At 66.6% G+C, this 19,527-nt stretch carries 17 protein-coding genes; 14 read left to right on the top strand and 3 right to left on the bottom strand.

Annotated features, from left to right (window positions below):
* Positions 1-43 precede the first annotated feature (43 nt).
* The 4 genes from AC5RTS_RS07040 (at position 44) to AC5RTS_RS07025 (ending at position 4,621) form a co-directional block, all read left to right on the top strand.
* Positions 44-2,944, top strand: coding sequence for an FtsK/SpoIIIE family DNA translocase (locus tag AC5RTS_RS07040; RefSeq protein WP_493991357.1), 2,901 nt, complete (start codon positions 44-46; stop codon positions 2,942-2,944).
* A 20-nt stretch (positions 2,945-2,964) separates the two neighbouring features.
* Positions 2,965-3,555, top strand: a complete 591-nt coding sequence (gene pgsA, locus AC5RTS_RS07035; protein ID WP_493991356.1) for a CDP-diacylglycerol--glycerol-3-phosphate 3-phosphatidyltransferase — start codon at positions 2,965-2,967, stop codon at positions 3,553-3,555.
* Positions 3,556-3,560: 5 nt separating this feature from the next.
* The gene (locus AC5RTS_RS07030) at positions 3,561-4,037 is read left to right on the top strand and encodes a CinA family protein (protein ID WP_493991355.1); all 477 of its coding nucleotides are present in this window, start codon (positions 3,561-3,563) and stop codon (positions 4,035-4,037) included.
* 158 nt (positions 4,038-4,195) lie between these two features.
* Positions 4,196-4,621: a helix-turn-helix domain-containing protein gene (locus AC5RTS_RS07025; RefSeq protein WP_493991354.1), complete on the top strand. Its 426-nt coding sequence runs from the start codon at positions 4,196-4,198 to the stop codon at positions 4,619-4,621.
* 32 nt (positions 4,622-4,653) lie between these two features.
* Here AC5RTS_RS07025 and AC5RTS_RS07020 read toward each other — a convergent pair whose 3' ends face one another.
* Entirely contained in the window at positions 4,654-5,316 is a 663-nt protein-coding gene (locus tag AC5RTS_RS07020; RefSeq protein ID WP_493991353.1) for a MarR family winged helix-turn-helix transcriptional regulator, read from the bottom strand.
* A gap of 146 nt (positions 5,317-5,462) precedes the next feature.
* Between AC5RTS_RS07020 and AC5RTS_RS07015 the strand changes: the two genes are divergently transcribed.
* From AC5RTS_RS07015 to dapF, 8 genes are all read left to right on the top strand, one after another.
* Positions 5,463-5,687: a DUF3046 domain-containing protein gene (locus tag AC5RTS_RS07015; protein WP_227904456.1), complete on the top strand. Its 225-nt coding sequence runs from the start codon at positions 5,463-5,465 to the stop codon at positions 5,685-5,687.
* A 235-nt stretch (positions 5,688-5,922) separates the two neighbouring features.
* Entirely contained in the window at positions 5,923-6,981 is a 1,059-nt protein-coding gene (recA, locus tag AC5RTS_RS07010) for a recombinase RecA (protein ID WP_493991352.1), read from the top strand.
* A gap of 97 nt (positions 6,982-7,078) precedes the next feature.
* The gene (locus AC5RTS_RS07005; protein ID WP_493991351.1) at positions 7,079-7,984 is read left to right on the top strand and encodes a regulatory protein RecX; all 906 of its coding nucleotides are present in this window, start codon (positions 7,079-7,081) and stop codon (positions 7,982-7,984) included.
* Positions 7,985-8,083: 99 nt separating this feature from the next.
* A complete protein-coding gene (locus AC5RTS_RS07000) occupies positions 8,084-9,451 on the top strand; it encodes a coiled-coil domain-containing protein (RefSeq protein ID WP_493991350.1) in 1,368 nt (455 codons plus the stop codon).
* A gap of 122 nt (positions 9,452-9,573) precedes the next feature.
* Positions 9,574-10,344, top strand: a complete 771-nt coding sequence (locus AC5RTS_RS06995) for an aggregation-promoting factor C-terminal-like domain-containing protein (protein WP_493991349.1) — start codon at positions 9,574-9,576, stop codon at positions 10,342-10,344.
* 55 nt (positions 10,345-10,399) lie between these two features.
* On the top strand, positions 10,400-11,920 hold the full coding sequence (gene miaB / locus AC5RTS_RS06990; RefSeq protein ID WP_493991348.1) for a tRNA (N6-isopentenyl adenosine(37)-C2)-methylthiotransferase MiaB: 1,521 nt from the start codon (positions 10,400-10,402) through the stop codon (positions 11,918-11,920).
* 7 nt (positions 11,921-11,927) lie between these two features.
* Positions 11,928-12,869: a tRNA (adenosine(37)-N6)-dimethylallyltransferase MiaA gene (miaA, locus tag AC5RTS_RS06985; RefSeq protein WP_493991347.1), complete on the top strand. Its 942-nt coding sequence runs from the start codon at positions 11,928-11,930 to the stop codon at positions 12,867-12,869.
* 35 nt (positions 12,870-12,904) lie between these two features.
* The gene (gene dapF / locus AC5RTS_RS06980) at positions 12,905-13,831 is read left to right on the top strand and encodes a diaminopimelate epimerase (RefSeq protein WP_493991549.1); all 927 of its coding nucleotides are present in this window, start codon (positions 12,905-12,907) and stop codon (positions 13,829-13,831) included.
* Here the strand turns inward: dapF and AC5RTS_RS06975 are convergent.
* Positions 13,828-14,445: a class I SAM-dependent methyltransferase gene (locus tag AC5RTS_RS06975; RefSeq protein ID WP_493991346.1), complete on the bottom strand. Its 618-nt coding sequence runs from the start codon at positions 14,443-14,445 to the stop codon at positions 13,828-13,830. The two genes, dapF and AC5RTS_RS06975, sit on opposite strands and share 4 nt — an antisense overlap.
* A 184-nt stretch (positions 14,446-14,629) precedes the next feature.
* Between AC5RTS_RS06975 and hflX the strand changes: the two genes are divergently transcribed.
* Both hflX and AC5RTS_RS06965 read left to right on the top strand, forming a co-directional pair.
* Positions 14,630-16,213 carry a GTPase HflX gene (gene hflX / locus AC5RTS_RS06970; RefSeq protein ID WP_493991345.1) on the top strand — a complete coding sequence of 528 codons (1,584 nt, stop codon included), beginning with the start codon at positions 14,630-14,632 and terminating at the stop codon, positions 16,211-16,213.
* Positions 16,206-18,266 (top strand): ATP-dependent DNA helicase, encoded by a 2,061-nt coding sequence (locus AC5RTS_RS06965; protein ID WP_493991344.1) that lies wholly within the window; start codon positions 16,206-16,208, stop codon positions 18,264-18,266. Before hflX ends, AC5RTS_RS06965 begins: the two co-directional genes overlap by 8 nt.
* Before the next feature lie 159 nt (positions 18,267-18,425).
* Here AC5RTS_RS06965 and lexA read toward each other — a convergent pair whose 3' ends face one another.
* Positions 18,426-19,235 (bottom strand): transcriptional repressor LexA, encoded by an 810-nt coding sequence (gene lexA, locus AC5RTS_RS06960; protein WP_493991343.1) that lies wholly within the window; start codon positions 19,233-19,235, stop codon positions 18,426-18,428.
* Positions 19,236-19,527 lie beyond the last annotated feature (292 nt).

Raw genomic sequence — 19,527 nt, 5'->3', positions numbered from 1 at the left:
TAAATTCAAGGGATCGAGCGGCCCATCAGGTAGCGTGGCTCTTATGGCGACTCGTACTTCCCCTGCCGCACGCAGCGGTGCTTCCGGCCCCACAAAGGCCCGCAGCACCGGCGGCAGCACCAGCAAGACATCAGGCAAAGGCACTCCGCGGGGCGGAAGCGGGGGCCGGGGGACGTCGCGCCAGTCTCCGCCGCCGGAGCAGCTGCCCCTGCCGCTCCGCGCCATCGAAAGCGCCTGGATGGGAGTGGCACGGATCGCCGGTGCCGGCATCCGGAAACTCGGCACCGACGTTTCCCCGGAGCGCGACATCCGCCGCGACGGCACCGGGTTCTTCCTGATCCTGCTGGCGCTGGCCGTGGCCACCGTTGAATGGTGGGCACTGCGCGGACCCGTTGCCGACGTCATCCACGCCGGGGCAGCCGGCACCTTCGGCTGGATGGCCCTTGTCCTTCCGTTTATGCTCCTGACCGGAGCGGTCCGCCTGTTCCGATACCCTGAACGCCACCGCGCCAACAGCAGGATCAGCATCGGCCTGGTCATTATGCTGCTCGCCGGCGCCGGCATCACCCACATTGTCGGGGGCTCGCCCGCCCTCTCGGACGGCTTCGACCGGCTGTGGGCCTCGGGCGGCATTGTCGGATTCCTTGTGGCCGGGCCGCTGTCGGCGGCCCTCACCACCTGGCCGGTGGTGATCCTGCTGTCCTTCCTGGTGTTCGTGAGCATCCTGATCGTCACTGCGACTCCCTTCCGGCACATCCCGCTGCGACTGCGGGCCCTCTACGAGCACCTCATGGGCCAGGACCTGGCGCCGGACGATCCCGAGGCGCACGACCAAAGCTACCTGTACGGGAATTCCGGCCCGGAAAAGGTCAAAAAGCCGCGCAAGAGCCGGCGGGAAAAGCAGGCAGAGGCTGCCGCCGCCGCTGCTGCGCAGGAAGGTTTCGCCGGCGACGAGGCCTTCGAACGTGCCCTGCTGCAGGACGAGGAAGACGAAGCGGCCGCAGCCGCTGCTGCGGCCCCCGCCATCCCGCCGGGAGTGCGGCGGCCCACGCAGGCCGAACTCGCCACCCAAAAGATCCGCCGCAACCAGGGACTGCCCGTGGACGGCGGCCCGGACTCCGCCGAGCCGCCCACCGAGGCGATCAGCATGGTCCCGGGCGCCACCGAAGTGCTGAACCTGGCCTCCGCCGGTGCACCGGTTCCGCCGGTCCCGTCCAAGCCGGTGGCGCACACGCCCCCGGCCGCACCCATCCCGCAGCGCACCGAACAGCTGCAGCTGTCCGGCGACATCACCTACACGCTGCCGCCGTCGGACTTCCTGCCGCCGGGCCCGCCCGCCAAGGAACGCTCCGAAGCCAACGACGCCGTCGTCGCCGCCCTGACGCACACGCTGGAGCAGTTCAACGTGGACGCCAAGGTCACCGGCTTCTCCCGCGGCCCCACGGTCACCCGGTACGAGATTGAACTCGGCGAAGGCACCAAGGTGGAACGGGTTACCGCCCTGTCCAAGAACATTGCCTACGCCGTGGCCAGCTCCGACGTACGCATCCTTTCGCCCATTCCCGGCAAATCCGCCATCGGCATTGAAATCCCGAACGCGGACAAGGAAGTCGTGGCCCTCGGCGATGTGCTGCGCTCCAACTCGGCCCGCAAGACCGAGCACCCCATGGTCATGGGCGTGGGCAAGGACGTGGAGGGCGGGTTCGTGGTCGCGAACCTGGCCAAGATGCCCCACCTGCTGGTGGCCGGTGCCACGGGCGCCGGTAAGTCCTCGTTTGTGAACTCCATGATCACCTCCATCCTGATGCGTTCCACCCCGGACGAGGTGCGCATGGTGATGGTGGACCCCAAGCGCGTGGAACTGACCGCCTACGAGGGCGTGCCGCACCTGATCACGCCCATCATCACCAACCCGAAGAAGGCCGCCGAAGCCCTGCAGTGGGTGGTCCGGGAAATGGATACCCGCTATGACGACCTGGCGAACTTCGGGTTCAAGCACATCGATGACTTCAACAAGGCTGTCCGCAACGGCAAGGTGGTACCGCCGGCCGGCTCCAAGCGGGTCATCCGCGCCTACCCGTACCTGCTGGTGATCGTGGATGAGCTCGCCGACCTGATGATGGTGGCTCCCCGTGACGTGGAAGATTCCATTGTCCGCATCACCCAGCTCGCCCGTGCCGCAGGCATCCATCTGGTGCTGGCCACCCAGCGTCCCTCCGTGGACGTGGTAACCGGCCTGATCAAGGCCAACGTGCCCTCCCGGATGGCCTTCGCGACGTCGTCGGTCACCGACTCCCGCGTGGTCCTGGATCAGCCCGGCGCCGAAAAACTGCTGGGCCAGGGTGACGCACTGTTCCTCCCCATGGGCTCGAACAAGCCGATCCGTGTGCAGGGCGCCTGGGTCACCGAGTCCGAAATCCACCGCGTGGTGGAGCACGTCAAGAACCAGCTCCAGGCGGTGTACCGCGAAGACGTCACCGTCACCGCGCCCAAGAAGCAGATCGACGACGACATCGGAGACGATCTCGACGTCCTGCTGCAGGCCACCGAGCTGGTGGTTACCACCCAGTTCGGCTCCACCTCCATGCTGCAGCGCAAGCTCCGTGTGGGCTTCGCCAAGGCCGGACGCCTGATGGACCTGCTGGAGTCCCGCGGCGTCGTCGGCCCCTCCGAAGGTTCCAAGGCCCGCGACGTGCTGGTCAAGCCCGACGATCTGGCAGCCACCCTGGCAGCGATCAGCGGAGGGGAAGCCCCGGCCCCGGCCGGGGGAGCGGGCCCTGCGGCGCTTGCCGACAACGCCAACGTCAATCACGGGTTCGAGCCCGAGGGACCGGTGGATCTGGTGGCCGCCGATCTGGAGAGCCGTCCGCAGGCTACGGAATACCATGACGGCGACGACGACGCCGATGGTTCCGAAGACGCGTGGAGCCTCACCGGCCGGTGAATGTTCGCTACGCTGGAGGCGTGAGCAATTCTCCTACGGACAGAGTCCCCACCCTCAATATCGCCAACGCACTGACGGTGGTGCGGATCCTGATGGTTCCGCTCTTTGTCTGGTTCCTGGCAGTCGACGACGGCCAGGGGGGACTGTTCCGCTGGCTGGCCGTGGCAACGTTCGCCGTCGCCATCTACACGGATAAGCTCGACGGCGACATTGCCCGCAGCCGCGGGCTGATCACCGACTTCGGAAAGATTGCCGACCCGATCGCCGACAAGCTGCTGATCGGCTCCGCGCTGGTGATGCTCTCCCTGCTGGGCGAACTCTGGTGGTGGGTCACCATTGTCATCCTGGTCCGGGAGCTCGGCATCACCCTGATGCGTTTCGTCGTCATCCGCTACGGCGTGATGGCTGCTTCCCGCGGTGGCAAGCTGAAGACCGTGGTGCAGACCTTCGCGATCTTCCTGTTCCTGCTGCCGCTTTCCACCTGGCTGGGAGCCTGGGCGTGGTGGATCGGTGCCGTGGTGATGGCTGCTGCGCTCGTGATCACCGTTGTCACCGGTATCGACTACGTGCTCCAGGCTGTCCGGCTGCGCCGCGACGCCAAGCGGGCCTGACCGGCATGACACCGGGATCGGCAGCGGCTGTCCTTGAAGCGGCACGTGCCGCCGGCCGAACAGTGGCCACCGCCGAGTCCCTGACCGCCGGCATGCTGTGTGCCGAACTCGGAGCGGTACCGGGTGCTTCGACGGTTTTGCAGGGCGGGGTGGTGGCGTACCAAAATAGCATCAAGCAATCCGTTCTCGGGGTTCCGGCCGGGCTCCTGGCCGAAGCCGGTTCCGTGGACGGACGGGTGGCCGGCCATATGGCCTCCGGGGCGCGGCGCGTCCTGGGCGCCGACATTGGGGTCTCCACCACCGGCGCCGCAGGGCCCGAGGCCCACGATGGAAAACCGGTGGGTACCGTGTTCGTGGGCATTGCCACGGCCGGAGGCACCAGCGTCCGGGAGTTCCATTTCTCCGGAGACCGGGCAGCCATCCGGGCTGCAACCTGCCGGGAGGCACTTCTGATGCTGGCCACTGAGCTGGAAGCGGACTAGCGTAGCGGACGGAGCGGGAAGCCTTCGGATAAGAGCGGGAACAAAACCGGCAGGGTGTCAGTTGTTAGTATCAGGAACCGCCAAGGTTCTTTTATTACGATCTTTGGACAGTCTGCGGTATCCCTGCAGACGCACTCATAGGGAGCAGGACGATACACATGGTTAAGCAACCCGTGTCCGTGAACGGCGTGATCCGCTGGCGGGATGTAGGGTTGGCGGAAGACGCACACCGGGAGCCAAAGGAGCGCAAGATGGTAGTTCTTCGTCACGAGATTGGTGATGTTCTCCGCGACGTGCGCCAGCGCCAGGGCCGTACCCTGCGTGAGGTGTCACATAGCGCCCGCGTCTCCCTCGGCTACCTCAGCGAGGTTGAACGCGGACAGAAGGAAGCATCGTCAGAACTGCTGTCTTCCATCTGCAGTGCCCTTGATGTGCCCCTGTCCCTGATGCTCCGTGAGGTCAGTGACCGGGTGGCCAACGCTGAAGGCGTGGCCATTCCAGATACCGTGCCATCTGAGTTTTCCCGGGAATTCGCTCGTGAGTTCCCCGAAGACCTGGCCCGGGACCTGGCCCGCACACCCTAGGACCCACCCATGAACTGCCCGGTCGGATTCCCTCAAGCGGAATCGGGACCGGAATAACGTGAGAAACCCCCGCAGGTGCGGTGCCTGCGGGGGTTTGTTCTGTCATCAGTGCTGTTTGCCGGGCCCGGCGTTCCGTCCGCCGGCAGGGGCATGGCGGATCTTCCGTCCGGTGCAAGCACAGAGGTGTTCAGTTTGTGCAGCAGCCTTGCCAGGGTGAGCAAATCCTGGGCGTCCCAGCCCGTCCATGTGCTCCGGAAATGTGCCTTGCGGGCCGCCGCCGTACCTTCGAGGCGGGCAGAGCCTGATTCCGTGAGGCTGATGGGCTGGGCCCTGCCGTCAACCGGATCGGTATGTTTTTCAACCAGCCCGAGTGTCTGCAGCATCGATATCTGGCGGCTCAGTGACGGCTTTCCCACCCCGACGGCGGAGGACAGCTCCGTGAGGCGCATCGGGCCCTGCTGATGAAGCAGCACCATCAGGCCATAGGCGGACGGTTCCATGTCCGGGTGGATTTCCCGGGCCATCCGGTGGGAACTCGCCCGTGCCCTGCGCCAGAGGACACTGAGTTCCTGCTCCAGGTCCTCGATGGCGGCATCTCCCTGGGGGCCGGCGCCCGGGCCGGGCACAGGCAGGGTCCCGCTCGGACTGAGAGGCAGGGGCTCCGGAGAGCCGGCTGTGCCGGAAGTCTCGGTCATCATCCCATTGTAGTTTTCCATCCGTTCACCGGACCCGTGGTGCGCTGTTTTTTGCACGGCGCTGCGGGGGAGGGCAGGCCGGGACCGGAGACGGCCGCAGCTGGCGGATGTACGCCCCCGGGCTCCGTGCGTGAGACGATTAATCGATGCGTATCAGTGACTTCTGGCGGCTTATGGATGACGAGTTCGGTTCAGCCTATTCACGGGTCCTTGCCGCGGATCTGGTCCTTGCCCCGCTGGGCGGCGTCACCGCTGCGCAGGCACTGGATAAAGGAATTGAACCCAAGGCGGTGTGGCTGGCGGTATGCGATATCCAGGATGTTCCGCAGGAGCGCCGCTTGGGCCGGGATATCAAACCAAAGGCCACCTGAGGGCGGCGCCCCGCGCACCGGAGCGGACACGCCGGGCACGCTATTCGAATCTTTGTTCGGATAAAGATATGCTCCTACACAGGGGTCGGTCCGAGCCGATGCGGCCCGGAGATATCCACAAGACGATGAGCAATAAGGTCCGGTCAGACGTTTTGTCAGTGCCGCCGGATAGGGTCGTTATTAGAAAAGGACGACCGGCCTACGGGCCGCTTACTACCACAACACGAGGTGAAGAATGGCTGCTCCAGCCGACCGCGCAAAAGCTCTAGAAGCAGCGCTGGCCCAGATTGACAAGCAGTACGGCAAGGGGTCGATCATGCGGCTCGGTGACGAAGTGCGCGCCCCCGCCGAGACCATCTCCACCAGCTCGGTCGCGTTGGACGTGGCCCTGGGTATTGGCGGCCTGCCGCGCGGCCGCGTCGTGGAGATCTACGGACCGGAATCCTCCGGTAAGACCACCCTGGCGCTCCATGTGGTGGCCAATGCGCAGAAGAGCGGCGGCATCGCGGCGTTCATCGACGCCGAGCACGCCCTGGATCCCATCTACGCCGCCAAGCTCGGGGTGGACACGGATTCGCTGCTGGTCTCCCAGCCGGACACCGGCGAACAGGCCCTCGAAATCATGGACATGCTGATCGGCTCCGGTTCGGTCGACGTTGTTGTTATTGACTCCGTTGCCGCCCTGGTGCCGCGCGCCGAAATCGAAGGCGACATGGGCGACAGCCATGTCGGGCTTCAGGCCCGCCTGATGAGCCAGGCACTGCGTAAGATCGCAGGCCGCCTGAGCCATACCAACACAACGGCCATCTTCATTAACCAGCTGCGTGAAAAGATCGGTGTCTTCTTCGGCAGCCCGGAAACCACTACCGGCGGCAAGGCACTGAAGTTCTACGCTTCGGTCCGCATTGACGTCCGGCGTATCGAGACGCTCAAGGAAGGTACCAACCCCGTTGGTAACCGGACCCGGGCAAAGATCGTCAAGAACAAGATGGCTCCGCCCTTCAAGCAGGCAGAGTTCGACATCATGTACGGCGTCGGCATTTCCCGCGAAGGCGGCCTCATTGACATGGGTGTGGAGCACGGCCTGGTCAAGAAGTCCGGCGCCTGGTTCACCTATGACGGTGACCAGCTGGGTCAGGGCAAGGAAAACTCGCGCAACTTCCTGAAGGACAACCCCGACCTCGCGGACGAGCTCGAGCGGCGGATCCGCGAGAAGCTCGGCATCGGTGTTCCGGCAGCAGAAGCGCCGGCACCCGCCAGCCCCAAGCTGAAGGCAGTGGGGAAGGACTCCTAAAGTCCTGACGTCCTCCGGGGCCGGTCCGCTGTAAGGACACGGCCCCCGGAGGACTTCCGGCTTTGGTGCCCCCGGCTTCCCCGGTAGACACACGGTTATGGATACCCCGCAGCAGAACACTGCTCAGCAGAACCCGCAGCAGAAAAGTCCGCATCAGCACCCGTCCCGCTCCGGGGCCGGGCAGGATGAGACGCTGGCGCAGCTACGCCAGCGCCTCGCTGACATCCAGGCCGGAACCGCGCAGGCACCCGCAGACGTGTCATCCGGCGCACCCGCTGGCCGGGCCAAGCCCGCGAAGGCTCGACGGCGGAAGGCCGCCGGAAGTAAAGACCCCACGGGTGAAAGTGCCGTCTTCAAAGAGGACGGGTTCGGGGAAGAGGCGACAGCTGACGAGCCCTGGGCCGAGGCGGATACCGCCGGGAAAAGCTCCGGGGCGCGTAAGCGACGCCGGCAGGGCGGGGCCGGGGGATCGGCGGAGGCGGATGCAGAACCGCTTACCCCCGAAGAGGCGTACAGCGAAGCCAAAGCGATTGTCCTGCGCCAGCTCACGGCTTCGCCCAAGAGCCGGAAGCAGCTGGAAACGAAACTGGCTGAACGGGACATTCCCGCGGAATCGGCGGCCGCTGTGCTGGACCGCTTCGAGGAAGTACAGCTGGTCGATGACGCCGAGTTCGCCCAGCTCTGGGTCCGCAGCCGGTCGCAAAGCAAGTCGCTTGCCCGCGGAGCTCTCCGGCGGGAACTGGCAGAGAAGGGGATAGCCCCGGACCTTGCAGCCGAAGCGCTGGAGCAGCTCAGCGACGAGGATGAACTGGAAGCTGCCAGGGAGCTGGCACGGTGGAAGCTCCAACGTTCCGCAGATCTGGCGGACCGCACGGTCCGTGACAAGCAAACACGCCGGCTGGTCGGGATGCTCGCACGCAAGGGCTATTCGCCGTCCCTGGGTTTCCGCGTGGCCAATGAAGTGATCGCCGCGGTTCGGGAGGAACGCGGGGACTCCGTTTAGGGCTCGCCCCACGGTCCGCCGGTATCGGCTGAAGCGGCGGCAATCAAGCCGGTGTCCATTCGGCGCGCCGTACCGTATGCTGTGCGAACTATGTTAAAGATGAGGTTTGCGGGGCCCATGGTGCGTTCGGGGCAGGTGCGTCCCCGCCGGGCGACGTCGCTCTCCGCCGTGATGCTGACCGCCGTACTGGCTTCAGCCGTGCTCAGCGCAGCTCCGGCACCGGCCGCCGAGTCGTATCCCTCCTGGGACGACATCCGGGCGGCCCAGTCCTCGGAATCGGCCAAGGCCGCTGAAAGGGACAGGGTGGAGGGATTCCTCACCGAGCTGCGGGAGGAGGCCGGCAGCCTCGGTGACGCCGCAGTCGCAGCGACCAACCGATACAACGCTGCCGTGGAAGAGCTTGCCGCCAACGAGCAGCTGCTGGTCTCCCTCGCCTCGCAGCGGGAAGCAGCCGCCGGGCATGCCTCGGACCTGATGCGCCAAGTGGCCGCCCTGGCCGCCCAAACCTACAAAACCGGCGGGGCAGCGGCTGACAGTGCGGCGCTGATGCTCCTGGACGCCGACGGATCAGTCGACGCCCTGCACGGAGCCGATCTGATGGACCGGGTGTCCTCACGGGCCGGCAACCTGTATGCCGACGCGCTGGCGTCCGAGAAGGTCGCCGCCGGGCTCAGCGAACAGGAGCAGCAGGCACGCGACGCCCGGGCAGAACTGGTTGCCGAGGCCGAACGCTACGTTCAGGAAGCCGATTCGTCCGCCGCTGCCGCCGCGGATGCCATCCGCGAAGAGGAAGCCCGGAAAGCCGTCCTGCTGGCCCAGCTCGCCGAGCTGCGGGACAGCACCGTAGAGGCAGAGGAAGCCCGGATACGGGGGATAGCAGCGGAGAAAGCTTTTAAGGATCAGGAAGCGGCAGCGGAACGTTCCGCACAGGCAGCACCTGTGCCCGGGACCGGGCGTCCGGCGGGCGGGGAGCCATCCGACGGAAACGTGCCGCCGCCTGTGACATCCCCCACGCGGCCCACCCCCGTAGTACCGGCCCCGCCGGCCCCCGCGCCGGTAGCCCCTGCCCCCATAGCCCCTGCCCCCGTGGCACCTGCGCCGGTCGCGCCAGTTCCCGTGGCGCCGGCCCCCACGCCTCCTGCACCCGTGGCCCCGGTGAATGACCCGGCGGGAGCACAGAATTATGCCGCCGGGAGGATGGGGAGCTTCGGATGGGACGGCAATGAGTTCCGTTGCCTGGTGAATCTCTGGAACCGTGAATCGAACTGGCGCACCAACGCCGCCAACCCGTACAGCGGCGCCTACGGCATTCCGCAGTCCCTGCCCGGCAGCAAGATGGCAACCCACGGAGCCGACTGGCAGACCAACTACCGGACGCAGATCAACTGGGGCCTGGACTACATCATGTACAGGTACGGATCGCCGTGCGCAGCCTGGGCGCATTCCGAAGACGTCAACTGGTATTAAGCGCGTCGGCTCCGGCCTGTCGGCGCCATGTCCGCCCCACCCACTCCTGGGTGGATATTGTCAAGACTGGCCGTTACCTTTTTGAGACTTTTCCCAGAAAACTCCGGTAGCGTCCTGCGCTTGTGACTTCACTTGACTCCTCACGACGCGAACAGACCCGTATCCGCCGCGCCCTGCGCCGGCGCCGCCGTCTTCAGGCGGGTGCCGCCGCGACCCTCGGAACGGTAGCCGTACTAGGGGTGTCCGGTGCGGCCCTCGGGACGGGGGCCGGCGCCAGTCTCCGCTCTTCCGCGGGCATGCAGCTGGTGAACCTGGCTGTGCCGCTGCTGGGTGACGAGGAAAGCGGTATGCCCGCCGGCGCCGGTCCGGCATCGGCTTCCGGGCAGAGCCACGCGGGCGCCGCCGGGAACGACGCGGATGCCCCGGGGAACGACGGCGCCGCCGCCGCTTCCGAGAACGAAGCGGCGCCGGCCGCAACGGACTCTGCCGTGGCTGAAGCGGCGGAGGAAGCCGCAGCCGCCGCGGTTGCCGAGGCAGAGGCATCCGCAGCCGCGGAAGCCGCTGCCCGGGCCGCCGTTCCCGTGGATGATCCCGCCGCCGCCAAGGCCTACGCCGCCTCGGCCCTGGCGCCGCGCGGCTGGCAGGCGTCCCAGCTGACGTGCCTGGACACGCTCTGGACGAAGGAATCGGAATGGCTGACCAGTGCCACCAACGCCAGCAGCGGCGCGTACGGTATTGCCCAGTCCCTGCCGGCGGAGAAGATGGCGTCCCACGGCGGCGACTGGCAGACCAGTTACCGGACGCAGATCAACTGGGGCCTGGACTACATCTCCTCGCGCTACGGCTCACCCTGCGGTGCCCTGAATTTCCACTACGCCAACAACTGGTACTGAGAATAATCCGCGGCGGTATTCGGGGCCGGAGCATGGGTGGACGTACCCTAGGAGGGTGAGTCTGACTGTTTCTTCCCCTGCCCCCGATGCACTGCAGCCGAGCCCGCGCACCTACCAGGTCCGCACCTTCGGCTGCCAGATGAACGTGCACGATTCCGAACGTATCTCCGGTCTGCTCGAAGACGCCGGATACGTTGCCGCCGACGGCGACCAGGCGGACATTGTCGTCTTTAACACCTGCGCCGTCCGTGAGAACGCAGACAACAAGCTCTACGGGAACCTGGGGCTGCTGGCACCGGTCAAGGAACGCAACCCGGGGATGCAGATTGCCGTGGGCGGGTGCCTGGCCCAGAAGGACCGGGAGACCATCCTGCGCAAGGCGCCCTGGGTCGACGCCGTCTTCGGCACCCACAACATCGGTTCGCTGCCGGCCCTGCTGGAACGCGCACGGCACAACGCCAAAGCGGAACTGGAAATCCTCGAATCCCTGGACGTCTTTCCTTCCACACTGCCCACCAAGAGGGACTCGGTCTATTCGGGCTGGGTGTCCATCTCCGTGGGCTGCAACAACACCTGCACGTTCTGCATTGTCCCCTCCCTGCGGGGTAAGGAACGCGACCGCCGGCCGGGGGAGATCCTCGCCGAAATCCAAGCACTGGTCGACGACGGCGCCATCGAGGTAACCCTGCTGGGCCAGAACGTGAACTCCTACGGCGTGGAATTCGGTGACCGCGGCGCCTTCGCCAAGCTGCTGCGCGCCTGCGGTGAGATCGAGGGCCTGGAGCGGGTCCGGTTCACCAGCCCGCACCCGGCGGCCTTCACCGACGACGTCATCGAGGCTATGGCCGAGACGCCGAACGTTATGCCCCAGCTGCACATGCCCCTGCAGTCCGGCTCGGACAAGGTCCTCAAGGACATGCGCCGGTCCTACCGGTCCAAGAAGTTCCTCGGGATCCTCGACCGGGTTCGTGAACGCATGCCGCACGCCGCCATCTCCACCGACATCATTGTGGGCTTCCCCGGTGAAACCGAAGAGGACTTCCAGGCCACCCTGGACGTGGTGGAGCAGTCACGTTTCGCCACGGCCTTTACGTTCCAGTACTCCAAGCGTCCGGGCACACCGGCAGCGGACCTGCCGGACCAGCTGCCCAAAGCGGTGGTGCAGGAACGTTTTGAGCGCCTCACCGCGCTGCAGGACCGCATTGCCGCGGAGGAAAACGCCAAGCAGGTTGGCACCACGGTGGAAGTCATGGTGACAGCCGGGTCCGGGCGCAAGTCCGAAGAGACCGGCCGGCTCTCCGGCAGATCACGGGACCAGCGCCTGGTGCACTTCTCCGTGCCCGACGGCGCCCCGGTTCCCCGACCGGGTGACCTCGTGACGGTTCCGGTCACCGCAGCCGCCGCCTTCCACCTCATTGCGGATCCGGCCACGGCGGCGGATTACTCGCTGCGGCGCTCCCGGGCCGGCGACGCGTGGGACCGTGCGCAGGCGGATTCCTGCGGTGTTCCCGCCGGTCCGCCCGGCGCCCGCAAGGGTGTGTCGCTGGGCATGCCTGTCCTGCCGCCGCGTTCCTGAGGCACCCGTGAACTCTGCGCTGCCGGCCGAGCGGCCGGTGATCGCCGTCGTCGGCCCCACCGGATCGGGAAAGTCCGATCTGGGGGTGTCTCTTGCTTTGGAACTGGGCGGCGAGGTGATCAACGCCGATTCCATGCAGTTCTACCGAGGCATGGACATTGGCACCGCCAAGATCTCCGAAGCCGAGCGCCGCGGCGTTCCGCACCACTTGCTGGACATCATGGACGTCACCGAGGAAGCCAGCGTGTCGGCCTTCCAGGCCCAGGCACGCAAGCTCATCCAAGACATCAGCGCCCGGGGGAGGTACCCCATCCTGGTGGGCGGTTCAGGGCTGTACGTCCGTGCTGCCCTGGACGTACTCGAATTCCCGGGCACCGACCCGTCCGTCCGTGCCCGGATTGAAGCGGATTTGGAAACACAGGGACTGCCCGCGCTCCAGGCCCGGCTGCAGAAGGCGGATCCGGTTTCGGCAGAACGGATCGGCGACGCGCGGCGGGTGGTGCGGGCGCTGGAAGTCATCGAACTCACCGGCCGCCCGTTCAGCTCCTTTATGCCGGTGCGCGAGTATGTGCGGCCGACGGTGCAGATTGGACTGCAGGTGGAGCGGCCGGTCCTGCATGAGCGCCTGGCCCGACGGGTGGACGCCATGGTGGATCAGGGACTGCTGGAGGAGGTCCGGCAGCTGGAACCGCAGGGCCTGCGCTCCGGGCGGACTGCCTCCAGGGCACTGGGGTATGCCCAGTTCCTGGCCGTTCTGGACGGGAAGGCGTCCGCGCCGGACGCGGCTGCCGCCACGGTGGTGGCCACCCGGCAGTTTGCCCGCCGCCAGCTCACCTGGTTCCGGGCCGATCCGCGCATCACCTGGCTGGACCACGACGATCCGCAGTTGCTGAACCGGGCAGCGGAAGCCGTCCGCGGGTTCGGCCGGCCCAGTATCCTTGGTAAGTGACCAATACTTCTGCTGCTTCGAGCCCCGCCGCTTCCCTGTCCGCCTCCGGCCTCCCGGCGTCCCTCGCCGGACTTCCCTTCGCGAAGGGACACGGCACCGGAAACGACTTTGTCCTCATCGCCGACGTCGACGGGTCCCGAAACCTGACGGCAGACGAGGTCGCTGCGGTCTGTGACCGGCACCGCGGGATCGGCGCCGACGGATTCATCCGCGCGGTCCGCTCCGAATTCGTCGCCGAGGGCCGGGCGCTGCTGGAGGGAGCACCGGACGCGGAATGGTTTATGGACTACCGCAATTCCGACGGCAGCGTCTCGGAAATGTGCGGCAACGGGGTGCGCGTGTTCGTCCACTTCCTGCTCGAAGAACACCTGCTGGAACTCGGCGAGGGGGAAAGCCTGTCCATCGGCACCCGCGCCGGGCTGAAAACGGTGAGCCGCATCGCCGGCGGCTACGCGGTGGACATGGGGCCGTGGGAATTCATCTACCCGGACCATGCCGCAGCAAAGGCCATGGACGCCGTGGTCAACGCCGAAGGACTTGAAGTGCCCCGCCCGGCGCTGTCGGTGAGCATGGGCAACCCGCACACCGTGGTCGCCCTGGCCGAGCTCAGCGAACTCGCCGGAACCAACCTGACCGCGCCGCCGTCGGTGCAGCCGGAACCCGAACACGGCACCAATGTCGAGTTTGTCGTCCCCGCTGAACCGCTGGTCGAAGACGGCGTGGGCCTGGTGACCATGCGGGTGCACGAACGCGGGGTGGGGGAAACCCTGTCCTGCGGCACCGGCGCCTGCGCGGCAGCGGTGGCCGTCCGGTTCTGGGCCGGCGCCCAGGCGCCGGACAGCTGGGCAGTGACGGTGCCCGGCGGCGTCGTCGGCGTCCGATTCCTGTCCGGCCCGGAAGGCCGCGAGCACGTGGAACTCAGCGGCCCGGCCGTGCTGGTGGCCCGGGGAATGCTGCTCTAGGCAGCGTCGGTGCGCTGCACCTTGAGGATCCGGAAGGTTTTTGCGGTGCTGTGCCGGGTGACCGTAAACCCGGCCGGCAGCGCTTCGGCCAGCCAGCGCTGCAGCGAGTCCGACCCAAGGTTCTTCTGCACTACCAGCCAGGCGGTGCCGCCGGGGGACAGGCGCGGCAGCCAGAGCAGGAGCAGGGCATGCAGCTCCTCCTTGCCGATCCGGATGGGCGGGTTGGACCAGATGGTGTCGAAGCGGACGTCCGGGTCCACCTCCTGGGGCAGGGCAGTAAGGACGTTGTCGCAGCCCAGCGCCGCCGCGTTGTCCCGCGTCAGGCCAAGGCTGCGTTCGTTGACATCCACGGCATAGATCCGCGCCTGAGGGGACTTCAGTGCAAGGGTCAGCGCAATGGGCCCCCAGCCGCAGCCAATATCCAGCAGGTTGCCGGTGGCCGGGGGTGCGGGGACTTCCTCCAGCAGAACCGCGGTGCCCTTGTCGATGCCGTCGGGGCTGAAAATTCCGCCGGCGGTCTGCAGCACCCGCTCGGCCCCGGCAAGGGTGACCCGGAGGGGCTTGCGGACCTCGGGTCCGGACGGAGTGGAAGAGAAATAGTGGTCTGAACCCATAACAGTCCAGATTAGTCGCTGTACGTACCCGCTGCGGAATTTCCCCGGCGGTGCAGCGGTTGTAAGGAACAGTGCAGCGGCTCGGAAATCCATTGCGGTGCCGGCGGGTATCTGCCCAGAATGGTGGCCCGGGAAATGTCCGGTGCCTGGCCTACCATGTTAAGTACATCCTTCTAAGGAGATTATGACCATCAACAACTCCCGTGCCCTGAATTCCGGGAACGGCTCCGCAGCAGGTTCCACGCCGGAACTGAGCCAAGCGGACATCCAGGGCGTCATCGACAGGATCCTCTCGAAGGAAAGCGCGGTGGAAACCAAGGCCGCGTCCGGCAGCAATGAGCGCCGTGGACGCGCACTGGCGCTCTCGGAATCCGGCGAAGAACACTCGATCCACGACGGTGAGCAGCAGGACCTCGAGGAACGCCGTGCCCTGCGCCGCGTCGCCGGCCTGTCCACTGAACTCGAAGACGTCACCGAGGTCGAATACCGGCAGCTTCGGCTGGAACGGGTTGTGCTGGCCGGGCTGTGGAGCGAAGGCACCGCAGCCGACGCGGAAAACTCCCTGAAGGAACTCGCTGCGCTGGCTGAGACCGCCGGCTCCGAGGTCCTGGACGGAATCATCCAGCGGCGGCTGAAGCCGGACCCCGGCACCTTCCTGGGATCCGGCAAGGCCCAGGAACTCAAGGACATCGTGATGGCCACCGGTGCCGACACCGTGATCGTGGACAGCGAGCTTGCCCCGTCACAGCGCCGCGGCCTGGAAGACATCGTCAAGGTCAAGGTCATTGACCGGACCGCCCTGATCCTGGACATCTTCGCCCAGCATGCCAAGTCCCGTGAAGGCAAGGCGCAGGTGGAACTGGCACAGCTGGAATACCTGCTTCCCCGCCTGCGCGGCTGGGGCGAGTCCATGTCCCGCCAGGCCGGCGGGCAGGTCGGCAGCGCAAGCGCCGGCATGGGTTCCCGCGGACCGGGTGAAACCAAGATTGAACTGGACCGGCGGAAGATCCGCACCCGCATGGCCAAGCTGCGCCGCGAAATCGCAGCGATGAAACCGGCCCGGGAAACCAAGCGGGCCAACCGGCAGCGCAACGCCGTCCCTTCGGTGGCCATTGCCGGCTACACCAATGCGGGCAAGTCTTCCCTGCTCAACCGGCTGACCGACGCCGGGGTCCTGGTGGAGAACGCCCTGTTCGCCACCCTGGATCCGACTATCCGCAAGGCGCAGACCGAAGACGGCATCGGCTACACGCTGGCGGACACCGTCGGTTTCGTCCGCTCCCTTCCGACCCAGCTGGTGGAGGCCTTCCGCTCCACCCTGGAGGAAGTCGCCGACGCCGATCTGATCCTGCACGTGGTCGACGCATCGCATCCGGACCCCGAAGGGCAGATTGCCGCGGTCCGCACGGTGCTGGCTGAGGTGGACGCCCGCAAGGTGCCCGAGATCATCGTCCTGAACAAGGCCGACGCCGCCGATCCGTACGTGCTGGAACGGCTGCGCCAGCGCGAGAGCCGGCACGTGGTGGTTTCCGCCCGCACCGGGGAAGGAATCCCGGAGCTGCTGCAGGCTATCTCTGAAGGAATACCCCGTCCCGGAGTGGACCTGGAGCTGATGGTCCCGTACGAGCGCGGCGACGTCGTCTCCCGCCTGCACCAGCAGGACGCGGAAATCCTTTCCATGGAGCACGGCGAAACGGGAACCCGGCTGCACGTCATGGTTCGCGAGGGCCTGGCCGCAGAACTGGAGCCCTTTGTCGCCCATGCGTAAAAAGGGGGATTCCCAGGGGCCGGAGGAGGTCCTGGAGCTGCTGGACACGGCGGTTTCGGCCATGGGCGGCCAAAACCGCCCGGGCCAGCATGAGATGGCCCGTCAGGTTGCTGAGGCGATCGAGACGGGCGATCACCTGCTGGTCCAGGCCGGCACCGGCACCGGTAAATCCCTCGCTTACCTCATTCCCCTGATTGCCCACGCGCTCGAAAGCGACAAGCCGGCGCTGGTTTCCACCGCGACGCTTGCCCTGCAGTCCCAGATTGTGGGGCGGGACCTGCCCCGGCTGCTGAAGACCCTTGAGCCTAAGCTGCCGCGCGAGGTGGACGTGGCGCTGCTCAAAGGCCGCAGCAACTATGTCTGCGTCCACAAGACCGGCGGCGGTTTCCCGGATGAGGACGACGACGCCGGCACGCTCTTTATGCTCGGTGAGGACCAGGCGGTGACGCACCCTGCACCCGCCGGCGGGCCGACGTCCGCCCTGGGACGCGACGTTGTCCGGCTGCGGGAATGGGCCCAGGAAACCGAAACCGGTGACCGGGACGAACTCCTTCCCGGTGTCAGTGACCGCGCCTGGCGGCAGGTCTCCGTGACCTCCATGGAGTGCCTGGGAGCGCAGAAATGCCCGGTGGCCGAAGAATGCTTCAGCGAACGGGCGCGGGCCAAGGCGGCAGTGGCCGACCTGGTGATCACCAATCACGCCATGCTGGCCATTGCAGCCTTTGAAGGCCTGGCCGTACTGCCCGACTACGACGTAGTGGTCATCGACGAAGCACACGAACTCCAGGACCGCGTCACCGGAGCCGTCACCGGACAGCTCTCCGGCACCCTCATCGCCGCAGCCGTGGCCGCCGCCCGCAAACACACCTCCGCGACCCTGGAACCGCTTGCTGCCGCCGGCCGTGCGTTCGACCAGGTCTTCGCGCCGGTGCCCTCGGGCCTGCTGGCCGGAGGTTTGTCAGAGGACCAGGAGATGGTGCTCGGCCATGTCCGCGAATCCACCCGGACGGCCCTCTCGGATTCCAAACCCGAAGGACCGGACGCGGTGGACGGCGGCCGGCAGATGGCCCGCTCGCGCCTGCTGGCCGTGCAGGAAATGTGCGAACGCATCCTCGATGCCGGCAATTCCGGCGAGGTTGTCTGGGCATCACGGACCAGCACCTTCTCCCCGGGGGCCGGTTACACCGCGCCCGAAGAGGATTCGCCGCCTGTCATCAACGTGGCCCCGCTGTCCGTGGCCGGACGGCTGCGTGAGGGACTCTTTGACGGGCATACCGTGGTCCTGACCTCGGCCACCCTCGCCATTGGTGCCGAGTTCGGCCCCGTGGCCGGTGCCCTGGGACTGGTAGGCCCAGGTGCGCCCAAATGGACCGGTACCGACGTCGGCAGTCCCTTCGACTATCCGCGGCAGGGTGTCCTGTACGTCGCGAAGGACCTGCCCAAACCGGGGCGTGGAACCTCCCCTGAGCAGCTCGACGAGATCGAGGCACTGATCAAAGCCTCCGGCGGAGGTGCGCTGGGCCTGTTCTCCTCGCGCAGAGCAGCTGAGGAGGCGGCCGAGGCGCTGCGTTCCCGCGTGGATTTCCCCATTCTGTGCCAGGGGGAATCCACCATGTCCGCCCTGGTGAAGCAGTTCGCGGACGACGACGAAACCTGCCTGTTCGGCACCATGTCCCTCTGGCAGGGCGTTGACGTTCCCGGTGCCTCGTGCCGGCTGGTGATGATGGACCGGATTCCGTTCCCGCGGCCCGACGATCCGCTGATGACGGCGCGTACCCGCGCCGTCGCCAAGGCGGGCGGCAACGGCTTTATGAGCGTGTCCGCCACGCACGCCGCCGTGCGGCTGGCGCAGGGTGCCGGACGGCTGATCCGGGCTTCCGGAGACAAGGGTGTGGTGGCGGTGCTCGACTCACGCCTGGCCACTGCACGGTACGGCAGCTTCCTGCGGGCGGCGCTGCCTCCGTTCTGGGCAACCACCGACCGCACCGTGGTGCTTCAGGCCCTTCAGCGGCTCGCGGGTCAGCCGGCAGATGCCGGGACGGGACGCAGCTAGGCCAGCCTGCGGGCGCTGCCACCGGGGACGCCGGACTGAGCCATAGGCAGCCACCCGTAAAGCAGCCGCTCATAAAACGACAGCACTCATAAAACAGCAGTGCCCCGGCCGGAAGCCGGGGCACTGCTGTTTGTTCCGGTGTTGGTCCCGGAATGACGCTTAGAGGGAACGCATCACCGAGACAACTTTGCCCATGATGGTCGCTTCGTCACCCAGGATCGGTTCGTAGCGGGTGTTCTGCGGCAGCAGCCAGGTGTGGCCGTTGCGCTGCCGGAACGTCTTGACGGTGGCTTCGTCCTCCAGGAGGGCGGCCACGATGTCACCGTTTTCGGCGGTGGGCTGGCGCCGGACCACTACCCAGTCGCCATCGCAAATGGCCGCATCGACCATCGAGTCACCGGCGACCCTGAGCATAAACAGGTCCCCGTGGCCCACCAGCTGGCGGGGGAGCGGAACCACTTCCTCAACCTGCTGATCAGCAAGGATGGGGCCGCCTGCTGCGATCCGTCCCACCAGCGGCACCATGGCCGTATCGATCGCCGTGGTGAGGTCTGCCGCAGCACCTGCGGACGCGGACCCGGCAGGACCGTTGACCGTTCCGTCCTGGGCGGTTACCGGGCTGGAACCGGTGCTGCCGGTCGCCTTCGCGTCCGACGTGTTGCCGTTCCGTGAGGAGGCGGCGTCCCGCAGGAGCAGCGGAACCAGGATCTCCATGGCCCGGGGACGCTTGGGATCGCGGCGGATGTAGCCGAGTTTCTCCAGCTGGCTCAGCTGGTGCGTGACGCTGGAGAGGCTGGCCAGACCGACAGTGTCTCCGATTTCGCGCATCGAGGGCGGGTAGCCGTTGGCGCTCACCGACCGCTGGATGGTTTCCAGGATCTTCGTCTGGCGCGCAGTCAGGCCCTTGGAACGGCCTGCCGGCGCGGCAGGGGGAGGCGTGCTGCCATTGGAAACAGTCCTGCGTGCCACGTCGGCTTCCCTTCACGGACGGCCCGCAGGTGCGGACCGGTTGGTTCTGGCGGTCTATCTGTTGTGTCTGGTGTCTTCCGGTTGGTGCTGCTGTCCGGCTGACCGTTTTGTCAGAGGCGGATGGTTAGTTGGTTCCAGCCGCTTCCCGATGGGTTCAACGCTAGGGGAGTGCAGCACCTTTATCAAACATATATTCGAGCGAGTCTCGACATTGTTCGTAGATAAGTGCTAGAAATGTTCGAGTACAACTTAGAACATACGTTCGAGTACGGCCCGCCGACACCTCGGTGGT

The organism is Arthrobacter sp. MDT1-49-2 (assembly GCF_059090185.1).
This window is presented reverse-complemented; position numbering and strand designations above follow the sequence as displayed.